At 73.7% G+C, this 18,617-nt stretch carries 21 protein-coding genes; 12 read left to right on the top strand and 9 right to left on the bottom strand.

Annotated elements, in window-relative coordinates:
- Positions 1-233 precede the first annotated feature (233 nt).
- Positions 234-980 carry a carboxypeptidase regulatory-like domain-containing protein gene (locus NNW99_RS18100; protein WP_215120181.1) on the top strand — a complete coding sequence of 249 codons (747 nt, stop codon included), beginning with the start codon at positions 234-236 and terminating at the stop codon, positions 978-980.
- On the opposite strand, the gene NNW99_RS18095 is transcribed toward NNW99_RS18100, so the two are convergent.
- Together NNW99_RS18095 and NNW99_RS18090 are read right to left on the bottom strand one after the other, a co-directional pair.
- Positions 974-1,465 carry a hypothetical protein gene (locus NNW99_RS18095; protein ID WP_251057852.1) on the bottom strand — a complete coding sequence of 164 codons (492 nt, stop codon included), beginning with the start codon at positions 1,463-1,465 and terminating at the stop codon, positions 974-976. The two genes, NNW99_RS18100 and NNW99_RS18095, sit on opposite strands and share 7 nt — an antisense overlap.
- A 59-nt stretch (positions 1,466-1,524) precedes the next feature.
- Complete coding sequence (locus NNW99_RS18090; protein ID WP_215120180.1) at positions 1,525-1,899, bottom strand: DUF6479 family protein; 375 nt, start codon at positions 1,897-1,899, stop codon at positions 1,525-1,527.
- A 128-nt stretch (positions 1,900-2,027) separates the two neighbouring features.
- Between NNW99_RS18090 and NNW99_RS18085 the strand changes: the two genes are divergently transcribed.
- Both NNW99_RS18085 and NNW99_RS18080 read left to right on the top strand, forming a co-directional pair.
- Positions 2,028-2,879 (top strand): hypothetical protein, encoded by an 852-nt coding sequence (locus NNW99_RS18085; protein ID WP_215120179.1) that lies wholly within the window; start codon positions 2,028-2,030, stop codon positions 2,877-2,879.
- Between the two features lie 140 nt (positions 2,880-3,019).
- The gene (locus NNW99_RS18080) at positions 3,020-3,433 is read left to right on the top strand and encodes a DUF5994 family protein (protein ID WP_215120178.1); all 414 of its coding nucleotides are present in this window, start codon (positions 3,020-3,022) and stop codon (positions 3,431-3,433) included.
- Between the two features lie 39 nt (positions 3,434-3,472).
- Here NNW99_RS18080 and NNW99_RS18075 read toward each other — a convergent pair whose 3' ends face one another.
- Both NNW99_RS18075 and NNW99_RS18070 read right to left on the bottom strand, forming a co-directional pair.
- Positions 3,473-3,835 carry a DUF1304 domain-containing protein gene (locus tag NNW99_RS18075; RefSeq protein ID WP_215120177.1) on the bottom strand — a complete coding sequence of 121 codons (363 nt, stop codon included), beginning with the start codon at positions 3,833-3,835 and terminating at the stop codon, positions 3,473-3,475.
- A gap of 224 nt (positions 3,836-4,059) precedes the next feature.
- On the bottom strand, positions 4,060-4,635 hold the full coding sequence (locus tag NNW99_RS18070; protein ID WP_215120176.1) for a TetR/AcrR family transcriptional regulator: 576 nt from the start codon (positions 4,633-4,635) through the stop codon (positions 4,060-4,062).
- A 74-nt stretch (positions 4,636-4,709) separates the two neighbouring features.
- Here NNW99_RS18070 and NNW99_RS18065 point away from each other — a divergent pair, with 74 nt between their 5' ends.
- The 7 genes from NNW99_RS18065 to NNW99_RS18035 all read left to right on the top strand — a co-directional run bounded on the left by NNW99_RS18065 (position 4,710) and on the right by NNW99_RS18035 (position 13,336).
- Entirely contained in the window at positions 4,710-6,527 is a 1,818-nt protein-coding gene (locus NNW99_RS18065; RefSeq protein WP_251057851.1) for an ABC transporter ATP-binding protein, read from the top strand.
- Between the two features lie 108 nt (positions 6,528-6,635).
- Positions 6,636-8,528 carry a glycine-rich protein gene (locus NNW99_RS18060; protein ID WP_215120175.1) on the top strand — a complete coding sequence of 631 codons (1,893 nt, stop codon included), beginning with the start codon at positions 6,636-6,638 and terminating at the stop codon, positions 8,526-8,528.
- Between the two features lie 238 nt (positions 8,529-8,766).
- On the top strand, positions 8,767-9,333 hold the full coding sequence (locus NNW99_RS18055; protein ID WP_215120174.1) for a tellurite resistance TerB family protein: 567 nt from the start codon (positions 8,767-8,769) through the stop codon (positions 9,331-9,333).
- A gap of 148 nt (positions 9,334-9,481) precedes the next feature.
- Complete coding sequence (locus tag NNW99_RS18050; protein ID WP_215120173.1) at positions 9,482-11,170, top strand: penicillin-binding transpeptidase domain-containing protein; 1,689 nt, start codon at positions 9,482-9,484, stop codon at positions 11,168-11,170.
- 131 nt (positions 11,171-11,301) lie between these two features.
- Positions 11,302-12,207: a class A beta-lactamase gene (bla, locus tag NNW99_RS18045; protein WP_370869204.1), complete on the top strand. Its 906-nt coding sequence runs from the start codon at positions 11,302-11,304 to the stop codon at positions 12,205-12,207.
- 17 nt (positions 12,208-12,224) lie between these two features.
- The gene (locus NNW99_RS18040; protein WP_215120171.1) at positions 12,225-12,587 is read left to right on the top strand and encodes a DUF952 domain-containing protein; all 363 of its coding nucleotides are present in this window, start codon (positions 12,225-12,227) and stop codon (positions 12,585-12,587) included.
- Between the two features lie 53 nt (positions 12,588-12,640).
- Positions 12,641-13,336 (top strand): DUF4328 domain-containing protein, encoded by a 696-nt coding sequence (locus tag NNW99_RS18035; protein ID WP_215120170.1) that lies wholly within the window; start codon positions 12,641-12,643, stop codon positions 13,334-13,336.
- On the opposite strand, the gene NNW99_RS18030 is transcribed toward NNW99_RS18035, so the two are convergent.
- From NNW99_RS18030 to NNW99_RS18010, 5 genes are all read right to left on the bottom strand, one after another.
- Positions 13,333-13,668, bottom strand: coding sequence for an alpha/beta hydrolase (locus NNW99_RS18030; protein WP_215120169.1), 336 nt, complete (start codon positions 13,666-13,668; stop codon positions 13,333-13,335). The genes NNW99_RS18035 and NNW99_RS18030 overlap by 4 nt on opposite strands.
- 76 nt (positions 13,669-13,744) lie before the next feature.
- Positions 13,745-14,320: a hypothetical protein gene (locus NNW99_RS18025; protein ID WP_251057849.1), complete on the bottom strand. Its 576-nt coding sequence runs from the start codon at positions 14,318-14,320 to the stop codon at positions 13,745-13,747.
- Positions 14,304-14,795, bottom strand: a complete 492-nt coding sequence (locus NNW99_RS18020; protein WP_031113208.1) for an RNA polymerase sigma factor — start codon at positions 14,793-14,795, stop codon at positions 14,304-14,306. Before NNW99_RS18020 ends, NNW99_RS18025 begins: the two co-directional genes overlap by 17 nt.
- Complete coding sequence (locus NNW99_RS18015) at positions 14,792-15,415, bottom strand: class F sortase (protein ID WP_215120168.1); 624 nt, start codon at positions 15,413-15,415, stop codon at positions 14,792-14,794. Before NNW99_RS18015 ends, NNW99_RS18020 begins: the two co-directional genes overlap by 4 nt.
- A complete protein-coding gene (locus NNW99_RS18010) occupies positions 15,412-15,789 on the bottom strand; it encodes a Tat pathway signal sequence domain protein (RefSeq protein WP_215120167.1) in 378 nt (125 codons plus the stop codon). The genes NNW99_RS18015 and NNW99_RS18010 overlap by 4 nt, the downstream gene beginning before the upstream one ends.
- A gap of 187 nt (positions 15,790-15,976) precedes the next feature.
- Between NNW99_RS18010 and NNW99_RS18005 the strand changes: the two genes are divergently transcribed.
- Together NNW99_RS18005 and NNW99_RS18000 are read left to right on the top strand one after the other, a co-directional pair.
- Positions 15,977-17,152, top strand: coding sequence for an FAD-binding oxidoreductase (locus NNW99_RS18005; RefSeq protein WP_215120166.1), 1,176 nt, complete (start codon positions 15,977-15,979; stop codon positions 17,150-17,152).
- Between the two features lie 106 nt (positions 17,153-17,258).
- Entirely contained in the window at positions 17,259-18,605 is a 1,347-nt protein-coding gene (locus tag NNW99_RS18000) for a hypothetical protein (RefSeq protein WP_215120165.1), read from the top strand.
- Positions 18,606-18,617 lie beyond the last annotated feature (12 nt).

Here is an 18,617-nt window from a genome sequence, read left to right as displayed (position 1 = left end):
TTGTTCGGGTGCGGCGGTGTTGGGGTTTGTCGCGCAGTTCCCCGCGCCCCTTGGGGGTGGGGCCCGTTGTCGATTGGGTGCCGCGCCGTTGGGGTTTGTCGCGCAGTTCCCCGCGCCCCTGGCGGGGGGCGTCTGTCCACTCGCGTGGGCTAGTAGCGCGTGCCAGGTGTGGGGATGGCCGTGAGGATCGCTGGCAGGGTTTGTTTATCTCCGTACAGGGAGTCCCGGCCGCGATGAACAGGTACAGCAGGGCAGCAGCGGTGGCGGGGGTTGTGGGGGTTGTGGGGGTGCTCTTGGGGGCGGGGGCGTCCGTGGGCGCCGAGGGGGGCGGGGTCTGGGGTGCGGCTGTCATCGCGCCCGGGCGGGAGGGGATCGTCGAGGTCGTCGCCGGGTATCCGGGGGCGGGGGCGGGGGCCACGCTGACGTTGACCGCGCCTCGCGGGGCCCGGGTGACGGGGACGCCGCTCGACGCGTCCGGTTACCGGGGCTCGGTCGCCGCCGATGGCCGTAGCGGGGCGTACACCGTCACCCGCGAGGCGGTCGGCCGTACGTTCCCCTTCGTGCTGGCGGTGCCCGCGGGCGCCGTGCCCGGCACCCGGCTGCGGGGCTGTGAGCTGCGGATCACCGACGCGCGTGGCGTGCGGCGGGCGTCCGGCCGGTGCGCCGTCACCGTGGGCCTGGCCGGGCCGACGCTGACCCGGCCGCTGTCCGGCGTGCCGCTGCACGCCCGGCCGGAGATCTCCGGCCACGCGCACCCCGGCGCCCAGGTCACCGTCCGTGACAAGGACGAGCGTGAGGCCTGCGCGACCACCGCCGCCCGCGACGGCACCTGGGCGTGCACCCCGGCCCCGGCCCTTCCGGCGGGCGCCAACCGTCTCCAGGCGGTCGCCACCCTGAACGGGGTGAGCGCGATGAGCGAGCAGATCGACATCGCGGTGACCGGTGACGGACGGGTGATGGCGGCCGGCGCGGGTCAGTAGCGCACGGCCCGGGCCACCTCGGCCCGGACGTCGCCGGAGACGTCGTGCGTGCTGCGGGCGGTGGCGGTGGCGGTGTGGTCCGGCTGCACCTGATTCACCGTGACGATGACCGTGTCGATCAGTTGCTTGTCGGCGTCGGTGAAGTTGATCTGGACGGCGAAGGACCGGGCCGCATCGTCGGTGTTGTCGACGGTGACCTCGGCCCGGGCCCGGTCGTCGGAGCCGATGGTGGGCGGGCCGACCTTCACGTCGCCCTTGACGTCGATGCCGCCCTGGATGTCGTCGAGCCGGCGTCCCGCCTCCGCCGTGGCCGACTCGACCGCCTCGGAGGCGCCCGAGGCGATCGACCCGACCGCCGACTCCGCCTTGCTGGCGGCGTCCGACGGGCTGCCGTCGCCGCCGCAGCCGGTGAGCGCGGCGGCCAGGGCGAGCGTCAGCGCCGCCCCGCCCGTCGCCGCCCAGCGCGTCCGGTGGCGGGAAGCCATGGGTGTCGTGGGCCTCATGGGTGTCATGGGCCTCGTGGACCTCTTGGGCGTCATGGGCGTCACGTGCGTCCGAGGCCGCCGCCGCCGAAGGATCCGCTGGATCCGGGCGACCAGCGGCGTGGATTCTGGTCCTTGCCCGTCCTGGTGCTCGCGTGGTGGAGGTCATGGGGCAGGATCCGGTCGCCGTCCTTCGTCGTGACCGGCATCTCGTCGGGCTCGCGCCTCTCGCGCATCTCGTGGACCGGCCCGCCGTCCGGGACGTGGGGCTGTTCCTCCAGGCCGGGGTGGTGGGTGTCCTTGTCCATCACCCGCATCCCGACCCGTACGCCCCAGATCAGCGCGCAGGCCACGATCAGCCCGCAGACGAAGGCGATGGCCACGGCGATCGCGTGATCCGACGACGCCGCCAGCAGTTCATTCGTGGCCGTGTTCATACTCCGAGTATCGCCGACGGATTGCCATAAAGCGCCCGGAATGTCCGTCGGCCGGAAACCGGGCAACCTCTGCCGCGCCGGTGACGACCTCACGGTGATACCCCGTCCCCCACACGAGGGAGATCACCATGCGCAGACATCTCGCGCGACTGATCACCGTGCTCGCCGTCCTGGCCGCCGTGTTCGCGACGCCCGGCATGGCGAACGGCAAGGCGCAGGCCGCCGACGAGTGGAACCCGCCCGCGAACCTCGTCCAGCCCCTGAACGAGGTCTGGCGGCACGTCGAGACGACCTACCCGAACCTGTACGGCTTCCGGAACTACGGCTGGGACCAGGTCATGGCCAACCGGGGCAGCGTCAACTACTGCGTCCGCTGGGAGTCCGACGCCCCGGTCAGCGTCGCCCTGCGCGACCGGATCCACGCGGCGCTGAAGAAGCAGTTCGGCAAGTGGATGACGGCCATGACCGAGAACGGCAAGGGGCACAACGCCTGGCCGTACACCAACGTCCCGGTCAACATCGTCGGCTGGGCCGTGAAGAACCGCTCCACGCTCCAGTGGACCGACAACTCCGTCGACATCTACACCAACGTCCTCGACGGCGCCGGTGCCCCGCAGTGCGCCCCGGACTGCGGGCGCTTCTTCCATCAGGACGGCAACTACTCGAAGTGTCCGGGCGGGGCCGCCCGCCACTACGACCAGTCGCTGTGGCTGACGAAGGGCTTCGGCGGCGGCGCGGGCGGCGACTGGGGGCAGCGCATGGGCCAGGAGTACTTCACCGGCGCCCTCAACCAGGAGAACATCCACATCTATCTGCACGAGGTCGGCCACACCTTCGGCCTCGACGACTTCTACGACTGGTCGCCGACCGGCCAGTGCTGCTTCCTGATGAAGGCGGGCAGCGCCACCCAGATCACCGAGTTCGACAAGTGGATGGCGCGTGACTTCTGGCGCCATCTGAAGAACCGCTACGGCCTCTGACCGGCGGCGGCGGCGGTGCGGGCGGCCCCGGCTCCCGCACCGCCCTGCGGCGTACGGTGGAGAGACCGGGGGTACGTCGCAACCACCGGTGGCTGAACGGTCTCCTGGCCACGTCCCCCTCGTTCGCAGCAGGAGCCCCGATGACCTCCGCCTCCTCGTCCCCGCCGCCGCTCCCCGTGCCGCGGGACGTCCGGCTGCGGCTCGCCGAGCCCACGCGCTTCGGCCGTACGGCACGCCGTATCGACGGGGCGTGGTGGCCGCGCTCGGACGACCTGGCGCGGGAGCTGACCGGGCTGCTGGGCGTGCTGCCGCGCGCCTGGGGGCGGATCAGCAGCGTCCTGGTCCACGGGGACACCTGGCAGGACTGCCCGGAGCGGCTGGTCGTCGCCGGGCAGCCGGTGCACGTGGGCCGCACCGACTCGCCCACCGCCCCGCACACCGTCTGCCTGCTCGCGCTCGGCCGTGGCCGCTACGACCTGCTGGTGGTGCCGCCCGCGACGGCCCGGGCGGAGGCGGACCTGCTCATGGAGCGGGCCGTCGCGCAGGGGGCGTGAGGCCGGGGTGCCGGGGTGGGTGACGCCCGGCCCCGTCGGTCAGTGGGCGAGCAGGACCAGGGTGAGGGCGATCAGCGCCGGGACCGTCTGGACGAAGAGGATCTTCCGGCTGGCGGTGGCCGCGCCGTAGACGCCCGCGACCGCCACGCACACCAGGAAGAACACCGAGACCTGGAACCCCACCGGGTCGGACGCCACCGCGCCCCACAGCAGTCCGGCCGCGAGGAAGCCGTTGTAGAGGCCCTGGTTGGCGGCCAGGGCCTTCGTCTCCGCCGCGAACTCGGCGGTGGTGCCGAAGGCGGCGCGGGCCCGTGGAGTGGTCCACAGGAACATCTCCAGCACCAGGATGTAGGCGTGGAGGGCGGCGAGAGCCAGCACCGCGAGGGTGGCGAGGGTCGTCATGCACGCATCATTCCAGGCGCCTCCGTCACCCCCGCCCCACGACCCCCCGCCGCGCCGTCCTCGTTCGGTCCTCCCCGGGAGGCGGCGGGCGGTGCCGGGTGGCAGATTTCGGGCAGTGGAAGGCCGGGCCGGGCCGTCGCGTCCCCGCGTGTGCCGCTCGGGAGCCCGGCCCGGCCTTCCCGCTCCCGGCACGGCGGTATCGCGGTGTCGCGGTGTCGCGGGGTCTACGGGGCGATGGCCTTGCGCAGCGTGTGCAGGCACAGCGTCATGGCGGAGTGCTTCGAGGCGCCGGCGGTTCGGGTGTGGGCCCAGGCCGAGTACAGCAGGGACCAGACCAGGTTGCGGACCCACTCCTCGTCCAGCTCGGTGTCGATGCTGCCGTCCGTGTGCCCGCGCCGGACCGTGTTCAGGAAGTGCTGGTCGGCGGCGGTCTCCTCGTCCCAGCCGGACCAGGTCGCCAGCTGCGGCGTCTCGAACATCAGCGTGAGGCCGTCGCCGAGTTCGAAGTACTCCTGGCAGAGCCGCTCCAGGGCCTTGGCGGCCGGGCCGTCGTCGAGCCGGGCGCGCACGGTCGCCGCCTCGACCTTCTCCAGGATGTCCCTGCCGAGGGCCGTGAGGAGGTCGGAGCGCTCGGGGAAGTAGCGGTGGACGGTCGTACGCCCAACGCCCGCCGCCGCGGCGACATCGCCGAGCGACGCGGTCGGGTCCCCGGCCAGCAGACCGATGGCGGCGTCGATGATGGCGCGCCGCGTGCGCGCCCGTGTCCCGCTCCCGGCCGCCCCGCCGCGCTCCTCAACCATGCGCATACGGTAGCGCGTCCTCCATGATGAAAATCTCTTGACCGTTATGGAACATCGATGTTCCACTCGGCATCATGACTGTTCCGGATGGCTCGTCTCCCAAGGTGTCCGTTCCGCGGCTGCGGATCCTCTGGTCGTTCGCCCGACCCCACCGGCGCTCCCTGGCCCTGGCCCTCGTCCTCGCACTGGTGGCGTCGGGCATGGGGCTGGCCACGCCGATGGTCACCAAGGGCGTGCTCGACGCGCTCGGCGCCTCGGACTCGCTGCGGGGGCCGCTGGTGGCCCTGCTGGTCCTGCTGGTGGTCGGCAGCGCCGTCATGTACTGGCAGTGGACGCTGCTCGGCGCGCTGGGCGAGCGGGTGGTGCTCCGGGCCCGTGAGTCGATGGTGCGGCGTTTCCTGCGGGCCACCGTCCCCGCCGTCACCCGGCGCGCGCCCGGGGAACTCGTCACCCGCGTCACCTCCGACACGGTCCTGCTGCACCAGGCCGCCACCGGCGCCCCGGTCGGCCTGATCAACGCCGTCGTCATGCTCCTCGGGACCCTGGTCCTCATGGGCGTCCTCGACCTGGTGCTGCTGGGCACGGTCGCGGTGGCGGTGGCGGTGGTCGCCGTCCTGTTCGGCGTCCTCATGCCGGGGATCGCGACCGCGCAGCGGCGCGCCCAGGACCACCTCGGACGGCTCGGTGGCAATCTCGAGGGCGCGCTGCGCGCGATCCGCACGGTGAAGGCCGGCCGGGCCGAGGACCGCACGGCCGAGCGCATCGTGGCCGACGCGCGCATCTCCGCCGAGCACGGCGTCCGCGCCAACCGCCGCGAGGCCCTGGCCTGGACGATCGCGCTGGCCGGCATCGAGCTGGCGATCATCCTGGTCCTGGGCGTGGGCGCCTGGCGGGTCTCCGAGGGGGACCTCGAGGTCTCCAGCCTCATCGCGTTCCTGCTCTACGCGTTCGGGCTGATGGACCCGATCAGCGAACTCAGCCAGAACGTCACCGCGCTCCAGTCGGGGATCGCGGCGGCGGAGCGGATCCGGGAGACGGACGACCTGGATTCGGAGGAGACGGGCGGGGGCGTGCTGGATGTCCCTGTCCGGGAAGGAGGCGTCCAGGACACCCCCGTACTGGAACCGGACACCCCCGTACTGGAACTGCGGGACGTCACCGCGGCCTACGGCCCCGACGCGAAACCGGCGGTGCGCGGTGTCGATCTGGTCATCCCGCGGTACGGGCACACCGCGATCGTCGGGCCCTCGGGAGCGGGCAAGACGACCCTGTTCTCGCTGGTGCTGCGCTTCCTGGAGCCGACCGGTGGCGAACTGCTCCTGGACGGCCGCCCCTACCGCGACCACAGCCATGACGCGATCCGGTCGCGGCTGGCGTACGTCGAACAGGACACCCCGGTCGTGCCCGGCACGATCCGCGAGAACCTGCTGCTGTCCCGCCCCGACGCGACGGACGCGGAACTGCGCCGGGTGCTGCGCGAGGTACGGCTGGCCGAGAAGGTAGACGCCCTGGACGAAGGGCTCGACACGCCGCTGTCCGGCGCGGCCGTCTCGGGCGGCGAGCGACAGCGCATCGCCCTGGCCAGGGCCCTGCTGCGCACGCCGGACGTGCTGCTGCTGGACGAGGCGACGGCCCAGCTCGACGGGCTGACCGAGGCGGCCGTCCAGGAGTGCGTGCGCGCCCGCGCGGCCAAGGGGGCCGTGGTCACGATCGCCCACCGGCTGTCGACCGTCATCGACGCGGACACCATCGTGGTGATGGAGGCGGGCCGGGTCCGTGCCCGGGGCAGCCACGGGGAACTGCTCGCCACGGACACGCTGTACCGGGAGCTGGTGGAGGCCCTGCGTATCGCGGCCCCCGCCGACTGTCCGGAATCAACCATTCTCGGTTGACCAACCGCCCCAGGTTTGATCAGCTGTCCCACCTGTCTTGTTCGATTCTGATCGAGCGTTTCCGGGCTCCCGGGGGGGGAGCTTGTGACCAGTGGGGGAGTTTCCTTGATGCATCACGATGCCGTCGCGCTGCGCCGCGCCAGATTCCGGCGCGGCGCGGCCGCGTTGACGCTGCTGGCGGTGTCGGGCGGGACGGGGCTGACGGGGGCTTCGGCCGCCACGGCCGACGGCGGTGCGGTGCTCGCGGGCAAGAGGTGCACGCCGACGGAGGGCTTCTCCGGATGCCGGCTGTTCGATCCGACCGGCGCCCGCGAGGAGTTCCAGGTCCCGGCCGGTGTCACGGCGCTGGACGTGCGGGCATGGGGCCAGGGCGGTGCGGGCACCTCCGTCGCGAACGGCGGAGCGGGCGGCTACACCGCGGGCACGCTCCGTGTCACGCCCGGGGAGCGGCTGTCGCTCGCGGTCGGTGTCCGGAGCTTCGGTGACGCGCTCGGCGGCGCGGGCGGCAAGCACTCCGCGGTCGGCGGCAACAGCACCGGCGTCCGCACCGGCGACGGGAAGCCGCTGCTCATCGCGGCCGGTGGCGGCGGCGGTGGGGCCGGCGACGTCAAGGCCGGCCAGGGTGGCCCCGGCGGCGGTGAGCGCGGCCAGGACGACACCCGCTCGGAGCGCGGCGGCAAGGGCGCGGCCGGTGCCAAGGGCGGCGCGGGCGGCGGCAACGGTTCCCCGGGCGCCGATACGTCCGGGGGCGGCAAGGGCGGTGCGGGCGGCTCCGGTTCGGTCGGCGAAGGCGGTGGCGGCGGCGCCGGCTACGCGGGCGGCGGCGGTGGCGGCGGTACGGACGTCGCCGGGGGCGGGATCGGCAGCGGCGCCGGCGGCAGCGGCTACGTCGACGTGAACCGCGTGAGCGACGCCCGTCTGCTCAGCGGCACCGGCACGGTGGCCCCCGCGAAGAGCGACCCCTTCTGGCTGGCCTCCGACGAGCCGGTGCGCGGCGGCATCGCCGAGGGCGGCGTCAACACCGTCCGCCCCGGTCACGGGCGGATCGTGTTCCAGTGGAGGGCGTCCGCGATCGCGGAACTGGCCCAGGTCTCCGGATCCGGCCAGACCACCCAGCCGGGCTCCGACGCCGACCCGATGGCCGTGGTGGCCCGGGACAAGGCCGGCAAGCCGGTCGAGAACGCCTCCGTGACCTTCACGATCGAGGACCCGGACAAGCTGGGAGCCCTCTTCCAGGTCAAGAACGCGGCCGACACCACGAAGCTGACCGTGCCGACCGACGCACAGGGCCGCGCCGGGACCGCACCGCTCAAGGTGGGCGGCAAGGAAGGCGAGTTCACCGTGCGCGCCGCGGCCGACGGTGTCTCGACGGTCTTCACGGTGAAGGTGAAGAAGTCCGCCTACGCCGTGTCCGTCGCGAGCGGCGACGACCAGCGGGCCGAACAGGGCGAGGCCTTCGCGGACGCCCTCCAGGCCCGCGTGGTCAAGTCGGGCGCCTCGGCACCGGCCGGTACGGAGGTGGAGTTCCGGGTCGAGGACGACAGCGAGGACGCGCCCCGCTTCGAGGACGGCGAGCAGGTCGTCCGCGTCAAGACCGACGCTTCGGGCAAGGCCGCGGCCCCGACCCTGACCGCCGGCGAGGGCACCGGCACCTACACCGTCGCCGCGTCGGTCGGTGACGCCATGACCCAGTTCGCGGTCGAGGTCGTCCCCGGCGACGGCACGGACGAGCCCGGCCCCGGCGACGGATCCGCCTCGCCCTCCCCGAGCCCCACGACCGACCCGAGCCCCTCCGCCGACCCGAGCCCCTCGCCCAGCGCGAGCGACTCCGGCACGACCGGCACCACCACCGGCGGCGGCACCTCGACGACCGGCGGCAGCCTCGCCTCCACCGGCACGGGCGGCATCGGCCTCCTCCTCGCGGCAGCCGCAGCCCTGGCCACAGCCGGCTTCGCAGCCTTCCGCCTCGCCCCGCGCCTGCGGCCCCGCTCGCGCGACTGAGCCTGACACCAGGCCGTACGGAGCCTGACACCAGGCCGTACGGAGCTTGCCGTGAGGTCGTGACGACTGCCCGCACCCGATCACCGGGTGCGGGCAGTCGCCGTTTCGGCGGTGAGAGAAGTGGCAGATGAGGGAAGGGTGCGCTTTGCGGAACCTTTGCCTGCTGGTCGGGCGTTGACCCGGTGAGCGCGCGGGAGCGGGTTCGTGAGATGACTCCGACTAATACCGAGGTGACTCAATGGCAGTGTGGGACAAGCTCAAGGACCAGGCCAAGGCTTTCCAGCAGGGGCAGAGCGGGCATGGTGCGGCCGGTGGTCATGGGGCGGCCGGGGGGCACGGCTCCGGTTCGCGGTCCGGTGGGGGCAGCAAGGCCCAGCTGGTCGGGCTGTTCAAGACGCAGCTCGGGTCGCTGAAGAACGAGCTGAAGAGCGGTGCGTACCGGGACGCGAGCATGGCGATGTGTGCCCTGGTCGCGGCGGCCGACGGGCAGGTGGATCCCTCGGAGCGGCAGCAGGTCGAGTCGATGATCCTCAGCAACGACGTGCTGCAGAACTTCCCGCCGGAGCAGCTGCGCCAGCGTTTCAACAAGCATGTCGACCAGCTGACGATGAACTTCCAGCACGGCAAGACCGAGGCGATGCAGGAGATCGCCAAGGCCGCCAAGAAGCCCACCGAGGCCCGGGCCGTGATCCAGACCGGCATGGTCATCGCCGGGGCCGACGGCCACTTCTCCCAGGCCGAGGCCACGGTCCTGCGCGAGGCCTGCGCGACGCTGGGGGTGTCGCCCGCCGAGTTCCAGCTCTGACTCCTGCCGCATGGGTGAACCGGCTCATCGGCACGGCGGCCCTCAAGCCGCCGTGCCGATGAGGAACCGTCACCACATCCGGTACGGATCGACGCGGGACCGACCGTGGTCTTGGACAGGCCGCCCCTGCCGCTGCTGTCCTCGGCGCATGGACTCCTTCTCGGACAACACCGGACATTCCGACAGCGCCTCACCCAGGCAACATGCTGGGTACGCCGGATACTCCGGGTTCAACCGGAATCGCGGGCCGCGCCGGAACGCCGTGCGGGCCGTCGCCGCCGGAGCGTTGGTGCTGGCCGTCGCCGGGGGCGGGGCGTACGCGGCCGGTCTCGGGCCCTTCGCCCGGGACACCGGGCCCGACCCCGCCGCCCGGAACCAGGCCCGCGCGTTCCTCGCCGACTGGGCCGCCGGCCGGCTGCCGAGCGCGGCCGCCCGTACGACCAGCCCCGGTGCGGCACAGCGCGTGCTGGACAGCTTCACCGCCGGGCTGGAGATCACGGAGCCCGCGCTGAAGGCCAAGGCGGCGACCGAGGCGGAGGACGGCACGGTGACCGTCCCCTTCACCGCCCGGATGCCCGTCACCGGCCTGGGCACCTGGACCTACGAGTCGAAGCTGCCGCTGCGGCGGCAGAGCGGCGGCACCTGGAAGGTGGACTGGGCGCTGTCCGTCGTCCACCCGCGCCTGAGCGGCACCGACAAATTCCGCCTCGAACGGGAGGAGACCAAGCCCCCCGAGGTCGTCGACCGCCAGGGAACCGCCCTGTCCGGCGACGAACTCCCCTCCCTCGCTCCCCTCATGACCCGGCTCGGCCCGAGCGGCGCGGAGACCGGCGCGCGCGGCGCGATCCACCTGGTCGACCGGGCCACCGGGGACATCGAGCGCACGGAGGCCGTGTTCGGCGCGCGCACGGTCCGGGACAAGGGCCCCGTCCGCACGACCCTGCACGCCGGCTGGCAGTCCGCCGCCGAGCAGGCCCTCGCCACCCACGCCGAGGGCAGGAACGCCGCGCTCGTCGCCCTGCGCATCGACGACGGCGAGATCCTGGCCGTGGCGAACTCCCCGGCCGACGGCTTCAACCGCGCCCTCTCCGGCACCTACGCGCCCGGCTCCACCTGGAAGATCGTCACCAGCAGCGCCCTGCTGCTCAAGCACGCCGTCAAGCCGGACGACGTGGTCGACTGCCCCCAGTACGTCATGGTGGGGAAACGCTTCCAGAACGTGGAGCTCTCCCGGCACCCGGGCGCCACCTTCCGCAAGGATTTCACCGAGTCCTGCAACACCGCCTTCATCAGCCTGCGCGACCGCCTCTACGACGGGGAACTCGGGGATGTCGCCCGTAAGTACTTCGGCGTGGGCCAGGAATGGCACGTCGGGGCACCCACGTACGACGGCTCGGTGCCGGCGCCCAAGGACGAGACGGAGAAGGCCGCCTCGATGATCGGGCAGGGCCGGGTGCAGGCCAATCCGCTGCTCATGGCGTCCGTGATCGCGACGGCCGTGTCCGGCACCTTCCACCAGCCCTCGCTCACCGGCGGCAACGAGAACGGGACGACCACGACCCCGCTCCCGCGGGACGTCGTCACGGAGCTGCGCGCGATGCTGCGGGCCACCGTCACCGGCGGCACCGCGAAGGTCCTCTCCGATCTGCCCGGCGAGATCGGCGCCAAGACCGGCACCGCCGAGGTCTCCGACGCGCAGGACAACAACGGCTGGCTCGTCGCCCACCGCGGCAATGTCGCCGTGGCCTGCGTCGTGGAGGAGGGCGGCACCGGCGGCGGCTCCGCCGGGCCGATCGTCCACAGCCTGCTGGCCGCCGCTTCCGACGACCCAGAGTGAAGGAGCCCGAGTGAAGGAGCACCGAGTGAAGGAGCCCGAGTGAAGGAGCCCGAGTGAAGGAGTCCCGGGGGGAGGTCGCGCCCCGAAGGTCCGTCGCCGGACCCTCTTCGCCGTCGTCCCGGCGCGCCCTCCTGGCCGCCGTCGCCCTGCTCCCCCTCGCCGGCTGCGGCACGGACGACGACCGGAACACCGATACCGGCCGGGCGGGCAGCAGCCCCACGACCGGCCCGCCCGCCCCCGCGCCTCCCGTCCGTCGCGCCCGTCTGGCGGACCTGGAGCGCGAGTACGGCGCCCGCGTCGGTGTCTACGCCCTCGCCACCGGCACCGGCGCCACCGTGATCCACCGTGCCGACGAGCGCTTCGCCTTCTGCTCGACCTTCAAGGCACTGGCCGCCGCGGCGGTCCTGCACCACCGCTCCCTGAAGGGCCTGGACCGGCGCGTCACCTACACCCGGGCCGACCTCGAGTCCACGTCGCCGATCACCGGGAAGCACGTCGCGACCGGCATGACCCTCCGCCAACTCTGCGACGCCGCCGTCCGGTACAGCGACGGCACGGCAGGGAACCTGCTGCTGCGCGACCTCGGCGGCCCGGCGCGGCTCACCGCCTATCTGCGCGGACTCGGCGACAAGGTCAGCCGCATGGACCACTACGAGCCCGAACTGCACGACGTACGACCCGACGACCCCAGCGACACCACCACCCCCCGGGCGATCGCCACCGACTTCCGCGCACTGCTCCTCGGCACCGCCCTGCCCGCCGGTGAACGCGCCCTGCTCACGCGCTGGCTCTCGCGCAACGCCACCGAGGTCGGCGCCCGGCGGATCCGGGCCGGGCTCCCCGAGGGCTGGGAGGTGGCCGACAAGACCGGCACGGGCAACTACGGCAGGGCCAACGACATCGCCCTCGTCCGCCCGCCCCGCACCGAGCCCCTCGTCCTGGCCGTCATGACCGACCGGCCCGGCTACGAGGCGGAACCCTCGGACGCCCTGATCGCCGAGGCGACCCGGAGGACCGTCGCCGCCCTGAAAGGGTGACGGGCTATAACGGGGCCATGATCTATCACGCCGTACCGGACACCGTCTGGAACACCGCCCCCGGCCCGACGTACGCGCCCGACTCCCTCGCCGAGGAGGGCTTCGTGCACTGCTCCCCGGACGAGCCGACCACGCTGGCCGTCGTCAACGCCTTCTACCGGGACGCGCCCAGGCCCCTGCTGGTGCTCGCCCTGGACGAGGCGCGCCTCACCGCGCGGGTGGAGTTCGAGGCGGCGGCCCCGGCCCCGCCGCCCGGGGTCGCCGAAGACGTCCTGTTCCCCCATGTGTTCGGCCCTCTCGACCGGGACGCCGTCGACCACGTCCTCGAGGTGCGGTGGGACGAGGAGGGCCGGGCGGCGGGGCTGAGCCGGCGGGACTGAGCACGACGGAAAGGCAGGGGTGGCCCGGCGATCGAGTACGACAGTATGGCCGGGTGATCGAAAAGGAATCCCCCGTCCCCGCTCCTCTCCCCGACCCGGCCTCCGCCCTGCGCCCGGTCCGGGGCGCGGCCCGCCTCGCCGTCGTCGCTCTCGCCCTCGCCGGAGTCGCCTGGGCGGTCCGGGCGGTCTGGCACGTCCGGCTCGCCATGGCGGGCGAGCCCGCGTCCGGCCCGCCGGACCAGGGCAACGGCGTCCACCGGCCCCTGAACGCCCTGGAGAACTCCTACCACTTGGTCGACTCCGCGGGCGGAGCCGTCACGGTCGTCTGCGCGATCGTGTTCCTGCTCTGGCTGGACCGCGTACGGGACAACGCCCGCGCTCTCTCGGGCCAGGACGCCCGGTACCAGTACCTGTGGCTCTTCCTGGGCTGGATCGTGCCGATCGCGAACCTGTGGATACCCCGGGGCATGGTCGCGGACGTCCACGGGTCGGTCTTCCCCGAACGGCGGCTGCCCGCCGTCGTGAACTGGTGGTGGGGCCTGTGGCTGGCCGGCCTGGCCGGTGGAGTCGGCCTGATCTACGCCGACTCCACCGACGAGGTCATCGCCCGCGCCTACCAGGGCGTCTGGCCCCTGCTCGCCGCCGACCTGGTCATCGTCGCCGCGGCCGCGACCGCCGCCCTCATGGTCCACACCCTCACCACCACGCAGCAGGAACGCATCGACGAGGTCGCACGGACCGACTCCTAGCCCCCGGTGACCGGATCGGCCGTGGCGCAACTGCCGCCGTCGCGCGGGACCTTCAGGGACACGAGGTAGCCGTCCATCGCGTCGCGGGTGCAGTCGCTCCGGTCGTAGACGCGGTGTCCCGCGCCCTCGTACGTCAGCAGGACGGCCCTGCCGCGGGTCTGCCGGTGCGCTTCGGCCGCCCAGGAGTGGGGGTTGGCCGGGTCGTGCCGGGAGTGCATCATCAGCAGCTTCGGGGCCTTGGTGATGCGCAGACGGTGCTGCGGGTTGTTCACCCGCTCCGGCCAGCCGACGCACCCGGCCAGCGCGGCGTGCACGCGGGGCGAGCCGCGCATGTGCGGTGCCGCCTGCCGCTCGGCCGCCGTCAGGCGCGCGAACTCCCGCTGATCGCGCGGGCGGAACCGCAGCCCCCTACTGACCCACCAGCCCGTTCGACGGCAGGTCCCGCGCCGGGGTCGGTGTGGCCGACGGGGTGCGGGACCCGGACGTCGGGCGGGTGGTGCGGGGGCTGTCCGTGCGCGGGCCGGTCGAGTCGGGGGTCGGTGCGTCGGTCGCGGAGGTCGGCCCGGAAGACGGCACGGAGGACGGTGCGGAAGTCCGCGCGGAGGGCGGTACGTCGGTCGGGGCGGGCGACGGCGCCGAGGACGACGCGGAGGGGGAGGGCGACGACGGCAGGGTGGGATCGGGTGTCGTCGCGGGCGGCGGGGCCATCGGGATCGTCGGGGAGGCGGGGCGGTCCGGCGCGGCGAGACGCAGGGGGAGCGCGATGAGGGCGGCCACGGCACAGCACACACCGGCTCCGGCCGCAGTGCGCAGGAGGCGCCGGCGGCTCGCCCTGCGGCGGACGGCGTCGTACTGGCCGGGGGGTGCGCTCAGGTAGTCGGGGGAGGAGGGGCGCAGGATCACGGCGAGCGGGTCGTCGGGGCCGAACCCCGCCTCGTCCGGCTCACCCGGGTCGCCCGGGACGTCGTCAAGGCGTGTGGTCAAGGCTTCTCCTCAGGTGGACGCGGAGCAGTTCCCGGGCCGCGTGCAGGTCGGCCTTGACGGTTCCTTCCTTGCGTCCGGTCAGTGCGGACACCTCCCGGATCGGCATGTCAGCGTAGTAGTGGAGGAGGATCGGCACGCGGAGTCGTTCCGGGAGCGACTGGACGAGCAGCCGCACGGACGGGTCGGCCTGCTCGGGGTGGGGCCGTACGGCGGCCTCCGAGGTGACGCGGTGCATGGCCCGGCGCTCGCGCTCCAGTTTGCGCCAGTGGTCGCGGACGAGGTTGGCCGCGGTGACGTAGAGGAAGCCGCGGGGCTCCTCCACGGACGTCCAGCGGGCCCAGAGCCGGGTGAACGCCTCCGAGGCGATCTCGTGGGCCGTCCCGTCGTCGTCGACGAGCCGGCGGCACCAGCCGGCGAGGCGCGGGTAGAGGGCGGCGAACAGTTCGGACGCGGCCTTCTCGCGGGACCGTTTCAACGCTCTCCAGGGGTCGGGGACTCGGCGCCGCTCAGCGCCGCGAAGACGATCACGTTGTCCGCGTATCCGTCGCCGGTACGCGCTCCGCCGCACGTGATCAGCCGCAGCTCCGGGCGGTCCACGTCCCCGTAGACGTCGTCCGCGGGGAAGTCGGTTTTCGGGGTGGTCCGTACGGCCGTGACGGCGAACTCCGCCGCCGTGCCGTTTTCCAGGCGCGTCACGATCCGCTCGCCCCGGCGCAGCCGGTCGAGCCGGCGGAAGACGCCGTCGCCGTACTTCCCGACCGTGACGTGTCCGAGGATCACCGAGGGGCCGGTCTGTCCCGGCGTCGGTGAGTGCCGGTACCAGCCCGCCCGGTCGTCCGCCGTGATCGGCGGCACCTCCGCCGTGCCGTCGGGCGCCAGGCCCAGCCGGATGACCGGGGTGTCGACGCCGATGGCCGGGACGAGCAGCCGGACCGGGGCGGAACGGGCCAGGGGACGCGCCCCCTCGGCCGGCACCGCCCGGGGCCTGGGACGTCGTCCCGTGGTGGTCCCGTGGCTCCCGCACGCCGTCAGCAGGGCCGCCGGCAGCGACGCCAGTGCCGCGGTCGTGAACGCGCGCCTGGAGAACGCGGTCATGCCCCGGTCGCCCGGCGGCGCCGTACGACGAAGACCGCCGTGCCGCCCAGCGCGAACGCCGCGGCGGCGCCCGCGCCGATCGCCGTGCCGTCGCTCCCGGAGGACGAGGACGCCGGCGTCACACCGGTGTCGGGCGCGCCGCCCGGCCGGATGGAGACCTGGCCGTCGGCCGGCGCCCGGGTCGGTTCGGGCTTCGGGGCCGGGCGGGTGCTGTCCTTCGCGGCCGGTGCCCGGGTCGGTTCGGCACTGGCCTGCGGCGGGGTGGACGAGGGGACGGGGCTCGGGGTCTTGCCCCCGTCGGCGAACGCGGGCACGGTGCCCAGCAGGACGGCGGTGCCCGCGAGGGCCAGGGCGCTCAGGACGGTTCGGCGCATGGAATCGCTCTCCTTCGTCGGTCCCGCCGATGGTCGGCCGGCGGGGTGGGTGACGGGTCGTGCGGAGAGACGAGGCGGCGGGGCGGCGGGTTGTAAAGAGATGGCAAAGTCCGATGGGGTGCGGGGCCCGCTGGGCAACACCCCCACCACCGGGTGCCATGACACGGCACCGTGAAGGGATGGCCCGTTGACCTCCTCACCCCTCCTCCCCACCGTCCCCCGCACCGCCGACGTCGTGATCATCGGCGGTGGTGTGATGGGCACGAGCATCGCTTTCCACCTGGCCGAGGCCGGGGTGCGGAACATCGTCGTCGTGGAACGCGGAGAGCTGGGCTGCGGCAGCTCCGGCAAACCGATCGGCGGTGTACGGGCGCACTTCTCCGACCCGCTCAACATCGAACTGGGCGACCGGAGTCTGCGCGCCTTCCGGGACTTCCCGGACCGCCCCGGCGCCGACATCCGCCTCGACACCGTCGGCTACCTCTTCCTGCTCACCACCGAGCGCCAGGTCGCCGACTTCGAGGCCGCCGTCCGGCTGCAGAACTCCCTGGGCGTCCCCAGCCGTATGACCGACCCGGCCGAAGCCCGCCGCCTCTGCCCCTACGTCAGCACCGAAGGGCTGCTGGCCGCCGCCCACTCGCCCGCCGACGGCCACGCCCGGCCCGCCCTGGTCGTCCAGGGCTACGCGCGTGCGGCCACCCGGGCCGGGGCGGTCCTCGCGACCCGCACCAGCGTCACCGGCCTCGACACCCGAGGCGATCGGGTCACGGCCGTCCACACCGACCGCGGCCGGATCGACTGCGCCACGGTCGTCTGCGCCGCCGGTGCCTGGTCGGCCCGGATCGGCGACCTGGCCGGAGTCCCCCTCCCCGTCCGGCCGGTCCGCCGCCAACTGGCCTTCACCGTCCCGCTCACACCCCCCGCCCCGCGCATCCCCTTCACCATCGACTTCTCCTCCTCGGCCTACTTCCACAACAGCGACGACGGCCTCCTGTTCGGCCTGGCCGACCCCGCCGAGCCGGACGGCTTCGACACCACCTGGACCCCCGAGTGGCTCGGACTCTTCCGCGACGTCGTACGCCATCGCGCCCCCGACCTCGCCGCCCTGGAGACGGCGGGCGGCTGGGCCGGGCTCTACGAGGTGACACCTGACCACAACGCGCTCATCGGCCGCTCAGATGAGATCGTCAACTTCCTCTACGCCACCGGCTTCTCCGGCCACGGCTTCCTCCAGGCCCCGGCGGTGGGGGAGATCGTCCGCGACCTGTACCTGGACCGGCCACCCTGCGTCGACGTAGGTCCCCTCACCGCCGACCGCTTCCGGGCGGGGGCGGAGATCCGGCCCGAGTCGCACATCGTCTGAGCCGCCGAATATTCGGGTGCGCGAGGACGAGGGGGGCCGTTAGCATCGCCGCGATGACGACCTCCCGTGACAGATTGGGGGTCCCGTCCGCGCCAGGTGAGTGCTGATGCTCACCCACACCGCGAACGGGGACACCCCGACCTCCTTCTGGCCGCGCGTGCGCGAGTTCGCCGTGCCGCCCTCCATGATCGAGACCGCGACCGCGCGTCGCCGGGCCGGCGACTGGGCCGGTGCGTGCGCCGCCGCCGGTATCGACGTCGACCTCCAGCCACGTGCCGTGGCCCGGACCCACGGCCGCGAACTCGCCGCCCTGCTCCGGGCCGACCTGCGTCACCTGGCTCCCGACCTGCTGCGCTGGCACCTGCCGAGGATCGCCCCCGACGGGCTGCTGCGGCCGGGGCTGACGATCGGCCTGGCCCGGTACGACACCACGGGCCCCGCACCGCTGCACCTCGTGGTGCGGACCCCACCGGCCTGGGCCGACGCCGGTCAGCGGCTCAGCCTCGCCCTGTGGGACGCCTCCGACACGACCGGCCGGCGTCCTCCGCGTCCCCGCCATCCGCATCCCCGCCCCAGCCGGCGGTTCCGTCTCGACCTGCACCGGCATCTGTGGGATGCCCGCCGGGTGGGGGAGCTGCGGGTGCGGGCGGGGGCGGATCTTCCCGCCACGGACGGTCGTTCGGCTCCCGGGCCGCTGCCGCAGGGCCATCGCCGCGCCGTCGACCGGTGGGCGGCCGAGGCGGAGATCCTGCTGCGTGCCGAGGGGCGGTCGACCGGCCGGGTCGCGGTCCGCCTCGGGGCGCGCAACCGGCTGGTCCTGGACGTGTCCGACGGCACCGCGGTGGTGTCGTCCCACGCCCCCGACCCCACGCTGCCCGTCCTGCCCGACGCGGCGACCTGGGTGCTGCCCGACCTGGAACTGCTCCGGGCCGGGGCGATCGACCCCGGCCGCCTGCACCCCCTGGTCGCCCCGGCGCTCGGGGTGGAACGGACCGGCACCTCCGGGGTACGGGAGGACCCGGGTGATCCACGGCAGGTGGAGTGCAGGGGAGCCCGGCACACCATCGGCCTGGTCGACGGCACCCTGGCCGCGCTGGACCACGCCCCGGACGAGATCCGGCGCGAGGAACTGCTCGCCGCCCTCGGCGGACCGCCCCTGCCCTGCCTCCAGGCCATCGACCGGGCACACCGCCGCCCCGACTGCCTTCTCGGCGTACGCGAACGCCTCCGGCACGGCGACGTCACCGGGGCGCTGGCCGCCGTGGAGAGTCTGCTGGGCCCCGAAGCGGTGCTGCGTGACGGCCCGCTGCGGGACGCGCTGGACACGGCCGCGCGGCGGCGCGTCGCCCACGGGCTGTTCCGGGCGGGCCTGGACGGGCCCCCGCCCGGCAGCCTGCGCCCCTGGGACCTCCGCCGCTCCCGAGAACAGGGCCCGCATCCCCGTCACATGTGACCGGCCCCGCCC

Source organism: Streptomyces sp. CRCS-T-1 (assembly GCF_024442335.1).
In the GTDB taxonomy this organism is placed as follows: domain Bacteria; phylum Actinomycetota; class Actinomycetes; order Streptomycetales; family Streptomycetaceae; genus Streptomyces; species Streptomyces koelreuteriae.
This window is presented reverse-complemented; position numbering and strand designations above follow the sequence as displayed.

Coding starts and splice junctions, on each gene's coding strand:
- NNW99_RS18100 (WP_215120181.1), top strand. CDS start 234: ATGAACAGGTACAGCAGGGCAGCAGCGGTGGCGGGGGTTGTGGGGGTT.
- NNW99_RS18095 (WP_251057852.1), bottom strand. CDS start 1,465: ATGGCTTCCCGCCACCGGACGCGCTGGGCGGCGACGGGCGGGGCGGCG.
- NNW99_RS18090 (WP_215120180.1), bottom strand. CDS start 1,899: ATGAACACGGCCACGAATGAACTGCTGGCGGCGTCGTCGGATCACGCG.
- NNW99_RS18085 (WP_215120179.1), top strand. CDS start 2,028: ATGCGCAGACATCTCGCGCGACTGATCACCGTGCTCGCCGTCCTGGCC.
- NNW99_RS18080 (WP_215120178.1), top strand. CDS start 3,020: ATGACCTCCGCCTCCTCGTCCCCGCCGCCGCTCCCCGTGCCGCGGGAC.
- NNW99_RS18075 (WP_215120177.1), bottom strand. CDS start 3,835: ATGACGACCCTCGCCACCCTCGCGGTGCTGGCTCTCGCCGCCCTCCAC.
- NNW99_RS18070 (WP_215120176.1), bottom strand. CDS start 4,635: ATGGTTGAGGAGCGCGGCGGGGCGGCCGGGAGCGGGACACGGGCGCGC.
- NNW99_RS18065 (WP_251057851.1), top strand. CDS start 4,710: ATGACTGTTCCGGATGGCTCGTCTCCCAAGGTGTCCGTTCCGCGGCTG.
- NNW99_RS18060 (WP_215120175.1), top strand. CDS start 6,636: ATGCATCACGATGCCGTCGCGCTGCGCCGCGCCAGATTCCGGCGCGGC.
- NNW99_RS18055 (WP_215120174.1), top strand. CDS start 8,767: ATGGCAGTGTGGGACAAGCTCAAGGACCAGGCCAAGGCTTTCCAGCAG.
- NNW99_RS18050 (WP_215120173.1), top strand. CDS start 9,482: ATGGACTCCTTCTCGGACAACACCGGACATTCCGACAGCGCCTCACCC.
- NNW99_RS18040 (WP_215120171.1), top strand. CDS start 12,225: ATGATCTATCACGCCGTACCGGACACCGTCTGGAACACCGCCCCCGGC.
- NNW99_RS18030 (WP_215120169.1), bottom strand. CDS start 13,668: ATGCGCGGCTCGCCCCGCGTGCACGCCGCGCTGGCCGGGTGCGTCGGC.
- NNW99_RS18015 (WP_215120168.1), bottom strand. CDS start 15,415: ATGACCGCGTTCTCCAGGCGCGCGTTCACGACCGCGGCACTGGCGTCG.
- NNW99_RS18010 (WP_215120167.1), bottom strand. CDS start 15,789: ATGCGCCGAACCGTCCTGAGCGCCCTGGCCCTCGCGGGCACCGCCGTC.
- NNW99_RS18000 (WP_215120165.1), top strand. CDS start 17,259: ATGCTCACCCACACCGCGAACGGGGACACCCCGACCTCCTTCTGGCCG.